An 18,145-nucleotide genomic window follows, 5' to 3' on the forward strand; every position below is an offset into this window, starting at 1 on the left:
GCCTACCGCTAGATCGCAATATCCCGATACGTGTGGTTGACTAGCCATATCGCAAGATCGCGATATACCAATGGAGGTCGGGATGACGCAGAACAACAAAGTGGCACTCGTGGTCGGAGCCCGAGGTGTGATCGGTGGAAACCTGATCGACCACCTCGCATCAACCGGCGAATGGGACATCATCGGACTTTCTCGGCGAGGCGGCACGGACTCCGGACCGGTGAAACACATCGCAGTCGACCTGCTCGATCCAGACCAGACCACGGCCGCGCTGAGCGGACTGGACGCGGTCACCCACGTCTTCTACGCCGCCTATCAGGACCGCCCCACGTGGGCCGAGCTGGTGGCGCCCAACCTGGCGATGCTGGTCAACACTCTCGACGCCATCGAACCGGTCGCTCGCGGACTCCAGCACGTCAGCCTGATGCAGGGATACAAGGTCTACGGGGCCCATCTCGGACCGTTCAAAACACCTGCCCGCGAAAGCGATCCGCCGCACATGCCGCCGGAGTTCAACGTCGACCAGCAGCAGTTCCTCGAACACCGACAGGCAGGTAAGCGCTGGACCTGGTCAGCGATCAGACCATCCGTTGTGTCCGGATTCGCACTGGGCAACCCGATGAACCTCGCACTGGTCATCGCCGTCTACGCGACCATCTCGAAGAAGTTGGGTGTCCCGCTGCGCTTCCCCGGAAAACCCGGTGCGTACACCAGTTTGATCGAGATGACCGACGCCGGGCTACTGGCCGAGGCAACGGTCTGGGCCGCCACCAGCCCCGGCTGCGCCAATCAAGCGTTCAACATCAACAACGGCGATCTCTTTCGCTGGCAAGAGATGTGGCCCAAGATCGCAGCGTTCTTCGACATGGACGTCGCACCTCCACTCCCGATGTCGATGGCGCTGGCAATGGCAATGGCAGACAAGGAGTCGGTATGGGACGAGCTCGTCAAGGAGCACGATCTGGCTCAAACCCCGTACTCCGACGTCTCATCGTGGGAGTTCGGAGACTTCGTATTCAGTTGGGACTACGACTTTTTCGCCGACGGGTCGAAAGCCCGACGGGCCGGGTTCCACCGCTACGTCGACACCGAAGCAATGTTCCTGGAGATCTTCACCGACCTCCGAACCCGCAAGATAATCCCCTGACAACCAGCAGTACAGGTTCGTCGCCTACGACTGCACCGAACTCGCCACCATAGGGCCGCCGGCCAGGGATGCCACTCCTTGTCAGACCACTTCGATAGACTGACCGGTCGTGAACCTGAGGATCGCGAAAGATATTGCAGTGCAACCAAATTGACCTGTTCGAAAGCTTGTGCGAACTGGGTTGGGGCCGTATTGTTGAGCTATGGACTTCGGGGGAATGTTCGCCAGGTTGTCTGATCTGGCAGGGGATGCGGCTTTGGTCGCCGGGGATGATGCTGAGATTTCATCACGCACGGTGGCGGTTATTCGACTCAATCATTTTGTGGAGCAGATACTTTTTCGGCTCACCGGCGAACTCGATCGGCGTGGGATAGCCCAGAAGTCAGGTCATGGCTCCACCGCAAAACTGCTACAAAAGGCCGGGATGGCGCCGGCCGCCGCGCACCGGTACGTACGGGTGGGCAAGACACTCGGTGCCATTCCGTCGGTGGCGGCCTATGGTGTGGACGGAACACTGTCGGGTGAGCACGTCGACTCTATCGTGAAGGGGCTGAACCACATTGAACGGCGAAACCCTGATCTACCCGACGTTGATCGTACCGATTGTGTGCGCGGACTCCTGACCGAAGCGCTGATGGCGACACCAGCCGCAGTCTCTGCGCGGGCGCGGCATATGGCGATCGTGTTGTCGCCGCCGGACAAAGAGATACCCGATGCCGAGAATCACGACTTGAATGAATTCTCATTCGCAACCGGCGACGACCGCCGTACCCACGGCATGTTCGACCTGGACAACCTTGTGGGCGAGAAACTCGCTGTCGCGTTGAAACCACTATCCACACCGGTACCCGAACCAGATGGATCACCTGACTCGCGCAGCAAATCTCAAATCCGAGCCGACGTCTTGGAACGACTGTTGGATTCCTATCTCGGACAGGAAAACCGGCCCTCCAGCGGCGGTGTGAAACCGCACGTCACGGTGACAGTGACAGCCGAATACCTCCAAGCACTACAGCTGCGCGGACTCGGCAACGCCACACCACCGGCGATAGCGCCTGCATTCGAATGGACTGGACCGGCCTCGGCACCCACCGCGCAGATGCTCGCCTGCGATTCAGTCATCACGGAAATCCTGCTCGACAACAACTCCGTACCACTCGATGTCGGACGCGAGCACCGCACCGTGACCCCGGCGATCCGCAAAGCACTGATCGCCCGAGACCGCGGCTGCGCATTCCCAGGCTGCGGCTGCCCTGCCGGCTACGCCGATGCCCACCACATCGACTTCTGGCGCAACGGCGGAACCACCAGTCTGACCAACACCGTCCTGCTGTGCCGACGCCACCACCGATACATCCACCACCGCGGCTGGACGGTCTTCATCGGTCGCGACGGGCATCCCTGGTTTGTTGCACCAGATGATGCGAGCAAAACACCGCTGAGATCGCATGCCCGCCGCAACCTGACCTCCGAGCCCATCGCCGCCTAGAGCGAACACGCCCGGAACCGCTACACCAGAGAACTCATGACGGCATATTCCAAGTACCCCAAGCATCGCAGATAGCTCTGCACTGCAAGCTCTTTGACAACTTCACAGTGTGGTGGCCTACACCTAGCGGGATGAGTCCGGTCCCTCGAGGATCGTCACGGCGGCAACGGCGGTGGGCCCACCGAGGTTGTGTGCCAGGCCGACCTTGGCACCGTCCACCTGGTTGATGGCGTTGCCGCGCAGCTGGTCGAACAACTCGACACACTGCGCGACACCGGTCGCGCCCGGTGGATGCCCCTTCGATTTCAGGCCTCCGCTGGGATTCACCGGCATCGAACCACCGACGGAGGTGTCGCCGGCCTCGAGCAGCTTGTAGCCCTCGAACCGGTCAGCGAAGCCCAGGTCCTCGTAGCTCATGATCTCGACGCCGGTGAAGAAGTCATGCAGTTCGGCGACATCGACGTCGGCCGGTGTCATCCCGGCCATGGAGAACGCCTGCTTGGCCGCACGAACCGTGGCCGGGAACGTGGTCATATCTTTCTTGTGCTGGTGCATCACCGAATCCAGCCCGAGACCGACACCACGGACCCACACGGGCCGATCGGTGTAGCGGTCGACGACGTCTTCGGAGACCAGGATCAGCGCGGCAGCGCCGTCACTCTGAGGCGCGCAGTCGTAGAGACCAAACGGTGTCACCACAGTCGGGGCCTCGAGTGCCTGCTCCATGGTGATCTCGAATCGCAAGCGCGCCTTCGGATTGTTCACACCCTGGCGGTGGTTCTTCACCGCGACCATCGCCATGTGTTCACGGGTCGCCGGCGACTCGTAGAGGTAGCGGCTCACGTGCAGGGCGAATCCTGCAGGTGCGACCAGACCGAGCGGGTAGTCCCACGCCATGTCCCGCGACGTCGCCTCCCACTCCCAGAGCATGTCCTTGGAGGCCGTCTCGCGGAGCTTGTCTGCACCCATGACGAGCGCGACGTCGAACGCGCCGGAGGCGATGCCGTACAACGCATTACGCACCGCGTCATTGCCGGTGGCACACGAGTTCTCGATGCGCGTGACCGGAATGTCGGGCAGGCCGAGGGAATCGGCGAGGATGCCCGACGGGAAGCCGTCGGTGGTACCCATCGCACCGAACCAGGCGGCCTGCAGGTCATTCTTGTTGATGCCCTTGTCAACACTGGCCGCCGCCTCGGCATAGGCCATCGGCAGCAGATCCTTGATTCCGTGAGCGAAGTGTTCGGCGAACGGGGTCATACCCGCGCCGACAACTGCAACCTTCCTCATACCGCTGCTCCTTCCACAACAAGTTCGGGCTCAAATGCGTAGCCGTAGTCGGGAACTCCCGACCGCATGGCCACCCGACGGAGAGCCAACCGCCCGCGATCACCGATACCCACAGAACCGGGATCGGCACCGGTCACCTTCACCAGTGCTCGCACATTCACATCTTCGAGCTCGACGATCACCAGCGAATACGGAGTCTTCAGACCCGGCACCGGCACGTACACCGTGACACCGGTGTAAACGGTCCCGGTCCGCGGCAGCGGTACGTGTTCGTATTCGGTCTGCAAAACAGAGTCGTCGGAGACCTGGTAGCGCGGCGGGAAGTCGAGCTGGTCGGAACCAGCGTGTCGGCCTGCCTCCCAACGCACTTTCGCCTCGAATGCCCGTTCATACGCCGCCAGCGAGATCGGGATCTCGTTTCCGGGGATGTACGTTGTCTCGATCTTGGGCCGGGCAGTCGGCTCACGACGGTGAAGCGCCACCGACCCGGCAGCAACTGTTATCCCGGAAAGGCTCGCCTGTTCAATGGCTGCCAAAGGACCGGTCGTCTCCGACTCGGCCATCGCCGCCAGGGCGAACAGACCTGAACTGGCCCCCACTGTCGGCAGGTGTGCCGAGAACTCGGGGCTCAGTTCGGTTGCGTGCTTGTGGTCAACGCCGGCAACGGCTGTCGGATGATCCAGCCATGCCGCTGCCAGCGAGGCAACCAGGCCGCGATCGTGCAGCAACCGCGGGTCACCGTAGTCATGGACCACACCGGTGGAATTGCGCGTGCGGACCGGGAGGCTGCGCGCCACCCGGGCCGACGTACGTACGTGCAGACCGCAATCGGAGGTCAGAGCGGCGGCCGCTCCGGCCGGATCGAGATCCACACCGATGACCAGCGTCCGCTGGCGCGCCGAACTCAACGCATCAAGCGTTGCCGGCGCGCCACCGAGACGCTCGGTCACCTCTAGCTCGGGGTCGAGATCAAGCCCGGCGAGAAGCACTGCAGCATTGCTGCTTTCGAGCAAAGGGAGGTCACGGGTGACAAGAACAACCGAGTCGACCGCACCCCCTTTCGACAGTGCTGCCCGACCCGCCTCCACCGCCATCGTGATGGCATCCTCATCGTCACCGGCGATGCGATGTTCCGAGGTACCCCACGGCGGCAGGTACGTTCCGATAGAGGCGATGTAAGGCATGTTGATCTCCCGATTTACCTAGGTGACCGCGCCGGCGGTCTTCAGTTCGATGATGCGGTCCCAGTCGAGTCCGATTTCCTGGAGGATCTCATCGGTGTGGGCGGCGAACTCCGGGGCCGCAGTGGTTTCCGTTGCGGCTACATCGAATTGCACCGGCGTGGAGACCAATTCGATCTCACCGGCCTGGACGAGGTAGTCATTGGCCCGGACCTGCGCGTCGGACGACACCTGGAGCGAATCCTGCACGGGCGCCCACGGGCCTGCCAGTGTCCCGAAGCGTTCGCTCCAGTCCTCCAGCGTGCGGCCCTTGATCGCCTCACGCAGGATCGCCACCGCGGCGTCGGTATTGGCAGAGATGTCCTTGCCCGTGGCGAATCGCGGATCGTCGATGAGTTCCGGCCGCTCGATATGCCTGCAGACATCCGCCCAGAACTTCGCCGGCTGCATCATGATGAACGAGATGTACCGACCATCGGCCGTCTCGTACACACCGGTCAACGGATTCACCGGCGAACCGTGCACGCCGGGAACCGGTGCGACCATCGGCTCCTTCAGATGAGCCGACAATGCGATGCCGTGTCCCATCGCCCACAGGCCACTGCCCAAGAGCGACACATCCACCACCGACGGTTCACCGGTCCGCTCACGTTTGAGCAACGCGGCGGCGACGCCACCGGCCAGGTTGGTCCCGGAGATCGTGTCGCCGTAGGCCGGTCCCGGAGGCGCGATCATGCCTTGGGTCCCAGGAGGAGTGATGGTTGCGGCCGTACCGGCACGGCACCAGAAGGCGGTCATGTCGTAGCCGCCCCGATCGGACTCCTGGCCACGCGGACCCAGAGCGCTGCCGCGGGCGTAGATGATCTTCGGGTTGATCGCCCGAATGTCGTCGACGTCGATCCCGAACTTGGCACGGTGGTCGGGCAGGAAACTGGTCAGGAAGACGTCCGCCTTCTTGACCAATTCGGTCAGGACTTCCTTGCCCTCAGGCTTGGACATGTCCAGGCCCAGACTCCGCTTGCCACGGTTGGCATGCTCGATGTTCGGGTTGGGGTCGCCCACGACGACCATCGTGCCGGTCTGGCGCAGTCCGCGTTGCGGATCGCCCGTCACGGCGTGCTCGATCTTGATCACCTCGGCGCCCCAGTCCGAAAGAACCGCACCGGCGGACGGGACGAAGCCGTACATGGCGACCTCGAGGACGCGAATGCCCTCTAGTGGCTTCATGCACTCACCACCGGAGCCGCAAACGCCTTGGTCTCGAGGAACTCTTCGAATCCGGCGGCACTCATCTCACGGCCGAGCCCCGACTGCTTGTAGCCGCCGAACGGGACGTCCGGTGTGAAGTAGTTGCCACCGTTGATACTGAACGTGCCGGTCCGGATCCGGCGACCGATCGCGATTGCCCGATCCTCGTCGGCGCTCAGGACGCCACCGGACAGACCGAACTGCGAGTCGTTGGCGATACGCACGGCATGCTCTTCGTCGTCGAACGGGATCACGGCGAGGACCGGTCCGAAGACCTCGTCCTGGGCGATCTCGCTGGACGGGTCGACATTGGCCAGCAGTGTGGGCTTGTAGAAGTAGCCCGGGCTCACGGGCTCGCCACCGAAGGCCAGTGTCGCGCCGGCTTCGACGGCCCGCTTCACCATGCCGTCGACCTTGTCACGCTGACGTTCGCTGATCAGCGGACCCATGTAGATCTTCGGGTTGGTCGGGTCGCCGTAGGAAATGTGCCCCATCATCGCTGCAACCGCCGCGACGATCTCGTCCTGCTTGTGACGCGGCACCAGCAGGCGGGTGGTCAGCGCACAGCCCTGACCGGCATGCGAACAGATGCTGAACGCCGCGAACTGGGCAGCGGTCTGCAGGTCGGCATCCTCGAGAACGATCAGGGCCGACTTGCCACCGAGCTCCAGGAACACCTTCTTGAGGGTGTCGCCTGCGGCGGACATGATCTGGCGGCCGACCGGGGTGGAGCCGGTGAACGTCACGACGTCGACGTCGGGGTGCGTGGTCATGACCTGACCGACGGCGATATCGGTGGACGAGAGCACATTGACCACACCGGCCGGGATGTCGGTGTGGTTGGCGATCAGTTCGCCGAGCGCCAGGGTGAGCAGCGGGGTGTCGGGTGCGCCCTTCAGGATCACAGTGCAACCGGCGGCAAGCGACGGAGCCAGCTTCGCGAGCGCGAGCTGAGTCGGGTAGTTGTAGGCGGCGATGGCCGAGACCACGCCGGCTGCTTCCTTCTCCACCCAACGACGGTGGCGCTTGCCGTTCAGCTCGACCTCGCCGAGGTCTTCGGTGAGCGGGTAGGTACGGAGCAGATCCGCGTAGTACTTGACGATGCCGATCGGCGCTTCGAGCTGGTTACCGTGCGTCAGGATCCGGGTGGCACCAACTTCGGCCATGGTGAGCTCACGAAGGTCCTCGAGGTTGTCGAGCATCGCCTGGTGCAGCTGATCGAGGCACTTGATGCGGAATTCGGTGTTGGTGGACCAGTCGGTGTGATCGAATGCCTGGCGCGCGGCGGCAATGGCCGCATTCGCCTCGTCGACACCCGCATCCGGGGCGTAGCCGTAAACCTCTTCGGTGGCCGGGTTCAGCGAGGGGAACTCCTTGTCCATCGCCACCAACTCTCCGCCGATGAGCAGACGTTTGCGGACTCCGCCACCTTTCACGTCGAGTCCTCCATCGGTCGCCACTGCTTCCTGGGCTGGCATTGCGCCTCCTCAAAATCTGTGAAAACTTCATTCTCAAATATGACCAACGCCACATTCGCCTTAAACGGACTGTAGCAACATTTCCAGCCAACGCCTACCCCGAGGTAGCCCCATCCAGGGCCGGGCAAACGGACAATAGCCGCAGCCCAAACGCATCAAACTCTTGCCGACTGCTACATTTCGAGAGTATCGTTCTCACAAATAGAAAGGGAGATTCTTGTGATTGAGACAACAGCCCTCGGCCCCGCCCTCGGCGTTCAGGTTCACGGCGTAGACGACCTGAATGACCCCATCGTGACCGCCCGGTGCCTCGAGGCACTCAAGTGGCGAGGTGTCCTTTTGATCCGCGGACTGGACCTGAGCGATGAGGACCAGGTCACGTTCAGCCGCAAGCTCGGACCGGTGCAAGCGCCGGGAGGCAAAGAGGTCTTCGTCGTCTCACTCAACCCCGAGAAGTCCCGCTCGGCCGAGTACCTCAAGGGCACTCTCTTCTGGCACATCGACGACACCTGCAACGACATCCCCTCCAAGGCCACGATGCTCACCTGCAAGCATGTGGCGATGGTCGGCGGCGGCACTGCCTTCTCCAATACGTACGCCGCATACGATGCACTCCCCGAGGCAGAGAAAAAACGCCTCGAGGGTCTACGCGTGCACCACAGCTTCGAAGCCGCCCAGCGGCTGGTCGACCCGGACCCCAGCCCCGAAGTGCTCGCCGGCTGGCGGACACAACCCACGCACGACACGTCACTGGTCTGGGACCGCAAGGACGGCCGTAAGTCGCTGGTCATCGGCGCCACCGCGGAGTACATCCTCGGAATGGACCCGCAGGAGAGCCGCGAGCTGCTCGACGAGCTGCTGACCTGGACCACACAGGACCGCTTCTCGTACAGCCACGAATGGCAGGTCGGCGACGTGGTGATCTGGGACAACACCGGAATGCTGCACCGCGCACTGCCTTACGACCCCAGCTCTGAACGCGAGATGCACCGAACCACGATGGGCGGAACTGAACCATGGGCGTGAAGACTGCAGTTGTCACCGGCGGTAGCTCGGGGATCGGTCACGCCGTAGTCGAGCGGCTGGTCGCCGACGGCTACAACGTCGCCTCCTTCGATCGGACACCGAGCGAAGAAAAGAACACCTACACCGTCGATATCACCAGCCGTGAGCAGATCGACGCCGCGCTGGCGGAAGTTCGCGACACCTTCGGTCCGGTCACCGTGCTGGTCAACGCCGCAGGCATCGACAGTTTCGGCCGCTTCGTCGATCTCGACTTCGATGAGTGGAAGAAGATCCACGAGGTCAACCTCCACGGCACCTTCCACTGCATCCAGGCCGCGTTGCCGGACATGCTGAAAGCCAAGTGGGGCCGGATCGTCAACATCTCGTCGTCCAGCGCACATTCGGGCCAGCCGTATATGGCCGCGTATGTCTCGTCGAAGTCTGCAGTCAACGGACTGACCAGGTCACTGGCCCTCGAACTGGGCCAGGTCGGCATCACCGTGAACGCGGTACCGCCGGGCTTTGTCGACACCCCGCTCCTGCGGAGTGCCGAAGGCCAGAAGCGTCTCGGCGGCACCGTCGAAGATCACATCCTGCGCACTCCGGTACGCCGGGTCGGACGGCCCGAGGACATCGCCGCCGCCTGCGCATTCCTGATCTCCGAGGACGCCAGCTACATCACCGGTCAGATCCTGGGCGTCAATGGCGGGCGAAACACGTAGGACGGTCGCAACACATAAGTAGAAAGCACCGGCGTCACTCGCCGTTGTCGATGGTTCCAGCAGCAGAAGAAAATTGAGAGGGCAGTCATCATGGGTCGTGTAGAGGGCAAAGTCGCGTTCATCACGGGAGCGGCACGAGGGCAGGGGCGCAGTCACGCTGTCCGTCTCGCCGAAGAGGGCGCCGACATCATCGCCGTTGACATCTGCACAGACTTCGAGACCATCGGGTACCCGATGGCAACACCCGAAGACCTGGCAGAAACCGCCAGGCTGGTCGAGAAGCACGACCGGCGCATCGTGACCGTGCAGGCCGATGTGCGCGATGCAGCGCAGATGAAAGCCGCGGTCGATCAGGGTGTTGCCGAACTCGGCAGGCTCGACATCGTTGTCGCACAGGCCGGTATCGCCGGCATGAAGGGCGAGCCCCGGTGGCAGTGCTTCACCGACGTCATCAACACCAACCTGGTCGGCACCATCAACGCTGTGACCGCCGCCCTGCCCCACCTCAAAGAGGGTGCCTCGATCATCGCCACCGGCTCCACCGCGGCGCTGATGGACACCAGCAAGGTCGACGTCCCCGGCAAGGATCCCGGTGGCGTCGCCTACGTCTACTCCAAGCGCGCACTGACCGAGTTCATCCACAATCTCGCGCTGCACATCGCCCCGGAAGGCATCCGCGCCAACGTTATCCATCCGACGAACTGCAATACGGACATGCTGCAGAGCGAACCGATGTACCGTTCCTTCCGTCCGGACCTCGAGAATCCGAAGCGTGAAGACGCAGAGCCCGCGTTCGGCGTACAGCAGGCGATGCGGATCCCGTTCGTCGAGCCGCTCGACATCAGCAACATGGTCCTGTTCCTGGCTTCGGACGAATCCCGCTACGTCACCGGCACCCAGCAACGTGTCGACGGCGGCGGCTACCTGAAGTGGTACGGCGTCCACTTCTGATCGAAACCCCCAGCCCCAGCCCGCTTTACAACAACCCTCGAGGAGAACACGTGAAGGTGCAGGTCGATTCAGACAAGTGCCAGGGACACACGCTTTGCGCGATGATCGCTCCCGAATCGTTCGAGTTGAACGACATCGACGGACATGCGTCGGCGATCACCGAAGATGTACCGGCGGAGCACGAAAAGAGTGTCCGCGAGGCATTCGCATCGTGCCCGGAACGAGCAATCAGCATCACCGAGTAGTACACCCACTCCCCTGGTATTCGACTGCCCCGCACACCCGAAAGGACGGCGCCCATGACCGTTGAGGACGTCACCCAAGACGAACGTAAAACGCCCCGCTTCCAATTCGAAAGACATTCCCCCGGCTATCGCGATCAATTCGAGGCCGTCACCGAGAAGATGCAGTCGGAGTGTCCGATTGCATGGAGTGACACCTACGGCGGCCACTGGGTTGCCGCGGGTAACAAAGAGGTCTTCGAGCTGGCCCGCTGCCCAGTGGTGTCCACCGACCACGACGTCAACGGCACCGGGAACGGCTACAAGGGCATCTCGATCCCGACCCCGGACCGTGCCAACGGTCTTCGCGGCGGCATCCTCGAGATGGACGACCCCGATCACAAGAACTACCGCGCAGTCCTGAACCCGTACCTGTCACCGGCTGCGGTCAAGGCATGGATCCCGTTCATCGACGATGTCGTGCACGCCTGCCTCGACGAGAAGATCGAGTCGGGGCGTATCGACTTCGTCGATGAGCTCGCCAACATCGTGCCCGCCGTCCTGACGCTGGGCATGATGGGCATCCCGCTGGAGAAGTGGACGCTGTACAACGAGCCGGTGCATGCCGCCGTCTACACCCCGCCGGACTCCCCGGATATCGCGCGGGTCAACGAGATGCACAAGACCATGGGCATCGACCTGTTCACCAACCTTGCTGAGATCAAGGCGAATCCACGTCCAGGACTGATCAACGCCCTGGCCGAGGCGCGCCTCGACGGTGAGCCGTTGCCGGACATGGAGATCTTCGGCAACCTCGGTCTGCTCATCGGCGGCGGCTTCGACACCACGACTGCCCTGACTGCGCATGCGCTCGAATGGCTGTCGGAGAATCCCAATGCGCGTACGACACTCAGCGAGAATCGGGATGAACTACTCGACTCCGCCACCGAGGAATTCCTGCGCTACTACACCCCGGCCCCCGGTGACGGACGTACCGTCGCCGCGGACATCGAGATCGAGGGTAAGGAATTCAAGGAGGGCGACCGGTTGTGGCTGTCCTGGGCGATGGCCAACCGCGATCCCGAGGTGTTCGAGGATCCCAACGAGGTCATTCTCGACCGTGGTGCCAACCGGCACTACAGCTTTGGACTCGGCCTGCATCGCTGCGCCGGCTCCAATGTCGCCCGGACCGTTTTCAAGCGGATGCTGCTCGCCGTTCTCGACCGGATGCCGGACTACAAGTGTGATCCGGAGGCGACCGTGCACTACGACACCATCGGTGTCATCCAGGGCATGCGTCATCTGCCTGCGGACTTCACCCCGGGCAAGCCGATCGGCGACGGCTTCGACGCCACCCTCGTCCGGTTGCAGAAGCTGATCGACGACACCCGCTTGGCAGAGCCTGCGGTCATCGCGAAAGCGCGCGCCCAGTCAGCCGGATAGCCCAGTCAGCCGGATAGTCGGGGCAGGACAAACGATCTGACAGCGTAGAACAAAGAACCGAACAGGGGCCGCCACGCTGATGAAGGCGTGGCGGTCACTGTTTTAGTTCCAACAAGGAGGCACAGTGGCCGAAACGACAGGACGTCCCCTGCCGTCACTCACCAGCGAGAACGAGTTCTTCTGGACTTCGGGCTCCGATGGCACATTACGTATTCAGGAATGTCAGAGCTGCTCGTCGCTGATCCATCCACCACAGCCGGTCTGCCGCTATTGCCGCGGGCGGGAGCTCGCGCCCCGGGTTGTCTCGGGCTACGCCACGCTCATCGGTTTCACCGTCAACGAACGATTCCCGCTACCCGGCATGCCGACACCGTTCGTGATCGCCCAGGTCGCACTCGAAGAAGACTCCCGCATTCGACTGACCACCAACACAGTTGAATGCGACCCCGCCGATCTCGAACTCGGTATGCGCATGGAAGTTGTCTTCGAAAACCGCGAGGATGTCTGGTTCCCGCTGTTCCGGCCCGCCGCCGAGCAGGCCGCGCAGCCCGCCGCGGCCCCACGCGACGAAATCGAACCCGAAGACTTCCACAAGCACGTCCGTCCGATGGCCACCACTGAAAAGTTCGAGGACAAGGTCGCTCTCACCGGCGTCGGAATGTCCGAGATCGGCCGGCGCCTGATGATTTCACCGCTGGACCTGACCATCACCGCCTGCGAACGCGCGGTCGCAGATGCCGGTCTGACAATGGCCGACATCGACGGTATCGCCAGCTATCCGGGTTCCGGTAACGTCGGCGGGTTCGGTGAAGGCGGCGGGGTGATGGCCGTTGAGGCGGCCCTCGGTATCCATCCGACCTGGTACAACGGCGGCATCGAGACCTTTGGTCCCGGTGGATCGGTCATCGCCGCGATGATGGCTGTTGCCAGCGGACTCGCCACCCACGTGTTGTGTTACCGGACCTTGTGGGAGTCCACCTACAGCGAATTGATGAAGCAGGGCAAGCTCTCTCACTCCGGCGGGGGCCGGGTGAACGGCTACATCATGCCGTTCGGCGCCATGTCCGCCTCGCACACGCTGGCGATGAATGCGCAGCGCCACATGCACCGGTACGGCACCACGCGCGAGACGCTCGGTTGGATCGCCCTGAACCAGCGAAAGAACGCCGCACTCAATCCCACCGCCATCTACCGCGACCCGATGACCATGGACGACTACCTGTCGGCCCGCACCATCACCACGCCGTTCGGTCTCTACGACTGTGACGTGCCCTGTGATGCGTCGATCGCCGTCATCGTTTCGGCCAAAGACGCCGCGGCCGACCTGGCGAAGCCCCCGGTATACGTCGAGGCGGTGGGCACTCAGATCCTCGAGCGGATCGAATGGGACCAGAGCACGTTGACGCACGAACCACAGGTCCTGGGCCCGTCGGCCCACATGTGGTCGCGAACCTCGTTGCGGCCCAAAGATATCGATACCGCTCAGCTGTACGACGGCTTCAGCTTCAACTGCCTGTCATGGCTGGAAGCACTGGGCTTCTGCGAGATCGGCGAGGCGAAGGACTTCCTCGACGGCGGAAAGAACATCGCCATCGGCGGCGAAGTCGCCGTCAATACACACGGCGGTCAGCTCTCACACGGACGGACGCACGGTATGGGCCTGATCGCCGAGGCGATCACCCAGCTTCGCGGCGAGGGTGGAGCTCGCCAGGTGCCCGGTGCCAAGACCGCGATCGCCAGCAGTGGTGGCCTGACACCCGGCGGCGTGATGCTCTTGAGGTCGGCCCAGTGACCGCCGCAGAGATGACGCCCACCGCATGCGGCGACGTGCCGGTCGCGCAGATCGTCGACGTCGACGGCATCCCCTCGTCTGGCTTGCTCCTGGCTGCGCCTGATCCGCGTGGTGTCATCGTCGCGCTACACGGTGGCGCGTCCAAGGCGGCCTACTACGACTGCCCCGGGTTTCCGCGCCATTCACTACTTCGGGCCGGGGCCGCGAACGGCTATACCGTTCTGGCACTGGATCGTCCGGGTTACCAGGCCTCGTACGATTTCGGCGGCCGGTTCACCACCGCGGAGCAACGTGTCGACTGGGCTTACGCGGCGATAGAGGCGCATCTCGGTACCCGCCCGCGCGGAGCCGGCACCTTCATCTTGGCCCATTCGGTGGGATCCGAGCTGGGTGTCCGCATGGCTGCCGCCAACCCACGAGGAGACCTCCTGGGTCTCGAGGTCTCCGGAACCGGTCTCGAGCATCAGCCCCAGGCCGCCAGGGTTCTGGTGCCCCGACACAACGGTGACAAAAAGCCCGACGGTGCCGGAGTACGCGAACTGCTCTGGAACCCCGCGCGTCTCTATCCGGCAGAACTATCCGGTGGCGCCGCGATTTCGGCGGCAGGCCCCAAGTATGAGTACGAGGTGGTCCGGGATTGGCCGACGATCACGTTCCCGGACAAGGCCTCACAGGTCAAGGTCCCCGTGCACTTCACCGCCGGCGAGTTCGAGAACGTGTGGCGCCAGGATCCCGACGCGTTGCACGACATCGGCGCGCTGTTCAGCAACTCCCCCCGGGTCGTGGTTGAACAACAGTTCGACGGCGGCCACAACCTGAGTCTGGGGTACACCGCGAGGGCCTACCACCTGAACATCTTGTCGTTTGTCGAAGAGTGCTTCGACGACGCGAAACGTCCCAAATACTAGTCACTTTCAAGTAGAAGGAGTATCGATGCGAGTCGGATTCATCGGCCTTGGCAGCCAGGGCGGGCCGATGGCCCGCCGGATCGTGGAGGCCGGTTACGAGACGACGCTGTGGGCCCGGCGGCCGGAGTCGCTCGAGCCGTACGGTGACACCGCAGCGAAGTTCGCGGGGACTCCTGCCGAACTCGGTGCGGCCAGCGACCTCGCCTGCGTGTGTGTGGTCAACGACGCCGACGTCCGCGAGGTTGTCGACGGCGAACAAGGCATCCTGCGCGGGATGGCCGCAGGCGGTGTGATCGCCGTGCACTCGACAGTGCACCCGGACACCTGCCGTGAACTGGCCGCGAAGGCCGCCGAGCAGGGCATCTCGTTCGTCGATGCACCGGTCAGCGGCGGCGGAATGGGCGCGGCCGCCGGTACGTTGCTTCTGATGGTCGGCGGCGAGGACGACGTCGTCGCGCGGGTCCGCCCGGTCTTCGAAACCTACGCCAATCCTGTTGTGCACCTGGGCGAAATCGGTGCCGGTGAAGTCGCCAAGCTCCTGAACAACCTGCTGTTCACCGCCAACCTCGCCACCGCTTCCAGCACGCTCGCGCTCGGCAAGGCACTCGGCGTCGACCCGGTCCGGTTGGGCGAGGTCCTCGGTCACGGAACCTCGAACAGCTTTGCCCTGAGTCGTATCGCCGACAGTGGCGGCTCCGTCGACCGCATCGCACATCATGCCGGCGACCTGCTCCGTAAGGACGTCGGACTGGTCGCCAGCCTTGCCGACGCGGCCGACACCACGATCGGCGCAGTCCTGACCGCGGCCGATGCCACCCTGGTCCAGATGAACCACCCACGAGCGGAGTCATGATGCGTATCGGATTTGTCGGCACCGGCCGGATGGGTTTGCCCATGGTCCGGCGTCTTGTCGGCGGCGGCCACCAGGTGCGTGCCCTCGTCCGCAATGACCAGGCCCGTGATGACGTCACCGAAGCGGGTGCCGAGGCAGTCACCGACATCAGCGAAGTCGGCTTCGATGCCGAGATCGTCATCGTCTGCGTCTTCACCGACGACCAGGTGCGTGAAATCTGCCTCCAGGGTCCGCTGATCGCCGCGATGCCGCCGGGCTCGGTGCTGGTTCTGCACACCACCGGCAGCCCGGTCACTGCAGAGCTGATCACGGAGCGCGCCACACCCTTTGGCGTGCATGTCGTCGACGCCCCGGTCAGTGGCGGTCCACACAACATCGCGGCCGGTGGCCTCACGGTCTTCCTCGGTGGCGACTCCGAGGCCATCGACCGCATCCGTCCGGCCCTGCAGACCTATGCCGAACCGGCCCTGCATGTGGGGGCCATCGGCAACGGCCAGCGGGTCAAGCTGGTCAACAACGCATTGTTCGCGGCGCAGATCGGATTGCTTCGCGAAGGAGTTCGCCTCGCAGCCGAACTCGGCGTCGACGAATCCACCCTGCTCAGTTCGCTCCCCCACGGCAGCTCCAGCAGCCGTGCGCTGGACGGGGTGTCGTCCCGCGGATCGGTTTCCGCGTTCAGTGAAGCGGTGGGTGCGTTCGTCAGCAAAGACGTAACCGTTGTCCGCGCCGTCGCCCTCGAACTCGGTGGACAGCTCGGACTGATCGACGAAGTGATCGGCGACCAGTTCGGAGCCGTCAAACCCTGATCCGACCGAGTAAGGACTTCGTATGCAGATGACACCAAGCCACCACGCAGAACTGACGCCCGAAGCTCCGGCAATCGTGATGGGCATCAGCGGTGAGGTTGTCACCTATGCCCAGCTCGAGGATCGGTCGATCCGGTTTGCCCGGGCCCTGCGCGAGCGGGGACTGCAGCCGGGTGATCACATCGCGATCCTGATGGAGAACACTCGGTCGTTTCTCGAGATCACCTGGGCGGCTCAGCGTTCGGGGCTCTACTACACCGCCATCAACCGGCACCTGCGCACCGACGAGGTGCAATACGTCCTCGATGATTGTGGCGCGCTGGCGCTTGTTGCCAGTGAGTCTGTCGCCGGGGTCGTCGCCGACCTCGATCTGACCCGTCTTCGTGCGAAGTTCAGTGGCGCGGGGCAGATCGACGGTTTCGAGTCGTACGACGACGTCTTGGCCGCCACCGCGGGCACGCCCCTCGACAACGAGTGCGAGGGCCGCGAGATGCTGTACTCGTCGGGTACCACCGGACGGCCGAAAGGTGTCCGGAAACCACTGCCCGGCACCCCCTTCGGCGACCCGTCGTCGGCGCCGGTACTCATCGCCAAGGGCATGATCGACCGCAGTTCGAGCGGGAATGTCGTGTACCTGTCACCGGCGCCGCTCTATCACGGTTCACCACTGGTCTTTTCGATGTCCTGGCATCGGGCAGGCGCCGCCGTTGTGGTGATGGAGACCTTCGATCCACGCCGGTGCCTGGAGCTGATCGAGCAGTACGGTGTCACCGACGCGCAGTTCGTACCGACCATGTTCGTCCGGATGCTCCGGCTGCCGGCAGCAGATCGGGAACGGTATGACCTGACGAGTCTGCGTAGCGTCATGCATTCGGCCGCACCGTGTCCGGTCGCGGTGAAACGTCAGATGCTCGACTGGTGGGGCCCGATCATCACCGAGTATTACTCGGGTACCGAAGATGTCGGGGCCACGGCCATCACGGCTGCCGAATGGCTGGCGCATCCGGGTTCGGTGGGCCGGCCGATGCAGCCGTGCCACATCGTCGACGAGCACGGCAACGAGCTTCCGGCCGGCGCGTCCGGTGTTGTGTACTTCGAAGGCGGCCGCCCATTCGAATACCACAACGATCCGGAAAAGACCGCGTCTGTGGCAAACGCCCACGGCTGGCGGACGATCGGCGACATGGGCTACCTCGACGAGGACGGGTATCTCTACCTCACCGACCGCAAGGCCCACATGATCATCTCCGGCGGAGTGAACATCTATCCGCAGGAAACCGAGAACATCCTCGCCTCCCATCCGGCGATCGCCGACGCGGCCGTCATCGGGGTACCCGATGACGAAATGGGTGAATCGGTCAAGGCCGTTGTGCAGTTGGTTGATCCGGATGCTGCCGGTGACGAGTTGGCGGCCGACCTGATCGCCTACTGCCAACGAGAACTCGCCACCTACAAGTGTCCGCGCAGCGTCGACTTCGTCGACGAACTGCCGCGTGACCCGAACGGCAAGTTGTACAAACGCCGGCTCCGCGAACGCTACTGGGACGGGCACAACAGCCTCATCCTTTGACCGAAGACCCGAGTTAGTCCACAACAAAAGTTCATGAGGTG

Annotated in this window: 16 protein-coding genes; 12 read left to right on the plus strand and 4 right to left on the minus strand. The window is 63.4% G+C overall.

Translation table 11 applies throughout. The features are described from left to right. Positions 1-82: 82 nt before the first annotated feature. Positions 83-1,147: an SDR family oxidoreductase gene (locus AC1TPF_RS00315; RefSeq protein WP_482142174.1), complete on the plus strand. Its 1,065-nt coding sequence runs from the start codon at positions 83-85 to the stop codon at positions 1,145-1,147. Between the two features lie 202 nt (positions 1,148-1,349). Then, positions 1,350-2,636 carry an HNH endonuclease gene (locus tag AC1TPF_RS00320; protein ID WP_482142175.1) on the plus strand — a complete coding sequence of 429 codons (1,287 nt, stop codon included), beginning with the start codon at positions 1,350-1,352 and terminating at the stop codon, positions 2,634-2,636. Positions 2,637-2,759: 123 nt separating this feature from the next. Here the strand turns inward: AC1TPF_RS00320 and AC1TPF_RS00325 are convergent, their stop codons facing one another. Genes AC1TPF_RS00325 through AC1TPF_RS00340 form a run of 4 tightly spaced genes read right to left on the minus strand, consistent with a single transcriptional unit; the run spans position 2,760 to position 7,833 of the window. Beyond that, positions 2,760-3,926, minus strand: a complete 1,167-nt coding sequence (locus AC1TPF_RS00325) for a thiolase C-terminal domain-containing protein (protein ID WP_482137147.1) — start codon at positions 3,924-3,926, stop codon at positions 2,760-2,762. Beyond that, positions 3,923-5,110, minus strand: coding sequence for a Zn-ribbon domain-containing OB-fold protein (locus tag AC1TPF_RS00330; RefSeq protein WP_482137146.1), 1,188 nt, complete (start codon positions 5,108-5,110; stop codon positions 3,923-3,925). Before AC1TPF_RS00330 ends, AC1TPF_RS00325 begins: the two co-directional genes overlap by 4 nt. Before the next feature lie 18 nt (positions 5,111-5,128). Then, a complete protein-coding gene (locus tag AC1TPF_RS00335) occupies positions 5,129-6,334 on the minus strand; it encodes a CaiB/BaiF CoA transferase family protein (protein ID WP_482142176.1) in 1,206 nt (401 codons plus the stop codon). Next, on the minus strand, positions 6,331-7,833 hold the full coding sequence (locus AC1TPF_RS00340) for an aldehyde dehydrogenase family protein (protein ID WP_482137144.1): 1,503 nt from the start codon (positions 7,831-7,833) through the stop codon (positions 6,331-6,333). The genes AC1TPF_RS00335 and AC1TPF_RS00340 overlap by 4 nt, the downstream gene beginning before the upstream one ends. Positions 7,834-8,052: 219 nt before the next feature. On the opposite strand from AC1TPF_RS00340, the gene AC1TPF_RS00345 reads away from it, so the two are divergent. From AC1TPF_RS00345 to AC1TPF_RS00390, 10 genes are all read left to right on the plus strand, one after another. Continuing rightward, the gene (locus AC1TPF_RS00345; protein ID WP_482137143.1) at positions 8,053-8,859 is read left to right on the plus strand and encodes a TauD/TfdA dioxygenase family protein; all 807 of its coding nucleotides are present in this window, start codon (positions 8,053-8,055) and stop codon (positions 8,857-8,859) included. Continuing rightward, a complete protein-coding gene (locus AC1TPF_RS00350) occupies positions 8,856-9,560 on the plus strand; it encodes an SDR family NAD(P)-dependent oxidoreductase (RefSeq protein ID WP_482143970.1) in 705 nt (234 codons plus the stop codon). The genes AC1TPF_RS00345 and AC1TPF_RS00350 overlap by 4 nt, the downstream gene beginning before the upstream one ends. Before the next feature lie 90 nt (positions 9,561-9,650). After that, complete coding sequence (locus tag AC1TPF_RS00355; RefSeq protein WP_482137142.1) at positions 9,651-10,511, plus strand: mycofactocin-coupled SDR family oxidoreductase; 861 nt, start codon at positions 9,651-9,653, stop codon at positions 10,509-10,511. Between the two features lie 50 nt (positions 10,512-10,561). Beyond that, entirely contained in the window at positions 10,562-10,756 is a 195-nt protein-coding gene (locus tag AC1TPF_RS00360; RefSeq protein ID WP_482137141.1) for a ferredoxin, read from the plus strand. Positions 10,757-10,810: 54 nt separating this feature from the next. Then, positions 10,811-12,175, plus strand: coding sequence for a cytochrome P450 (locus AC1TPF_RS00365; protein WP_482137140.1), 1,365 nt, complete (start codon positions 10,811-10,813; stop codon positions 12,173-12,175). A gap of 124 nt (positions 12,176-12,299) precedes the next feature. After that, positions 12,300-13,967, plus strand: coding sequence for a thiolase C-terminal domain-containing protein (locus AC1TPF_RS00370; protein WP_482137139.1), 1,668 nt, complete (start codon positions 12,300-12,302; stop codon positions 13,965-13,967). Next, a complete protein-coding gene (locus tag AC1TPF_RS00375) occupies positions 13,964-14,875 on the plus strand; it encodes an alpha/beta fold hydrolase (protein WP_482137138.1) in 912 nt (303 codons plus the stop codon). The genes AC1TPF_RS00370 and AC1TPF_RS00375 overlap by 4 nt, the downstream gene beginning before the upstream one ends. A 25-nt stretch (positions 14,876-14,900) precedes the next feature. Then, a complete protein-coding gene (locus tag AC1TPF_RS00380; protein ID WP_482137137.1) occupies positions 14,901-15,728 on the plus strand; it encodes an NAD(P)-dependent oxidoreductase in 828 nt (275 codons plus the stop codon). Further along, positions 15,728-16,534 carry an NAD(P)-dependent oxidoreductase gene (locus AC1TPF_RS00385; protein WP_482137342.1) on the plus strand — a complete coding sequence of 269 codons (807 nt, stop codon included), beginning with the start codon at positions 15,728-15,730 and terminating at the stop codon, positions 16,532-16,534. Before AC1TPF_RS00380 ends, AC1TPF_RS00385 begins: the two co-directional genes overlap by 1 nt. 28 nt (positions 16,535-16,562) lie before the next feature. Next, positions 16,563-18,104 (plus strand): acyl-CoA synthetase, encoded by a 1,542-nt coding sequence (locus tag AC1TPF_RS00390; protein ID WP_482137341.1) that lies wholly within the window; start codon positions 16,563-16,565, stop codon positions 18,102-18,104. Positions 18,105-18,145: the final 41 nt, after the last annotated feature.

The organism is Williamsia sp. Y853, assembly GCF_056786495.1.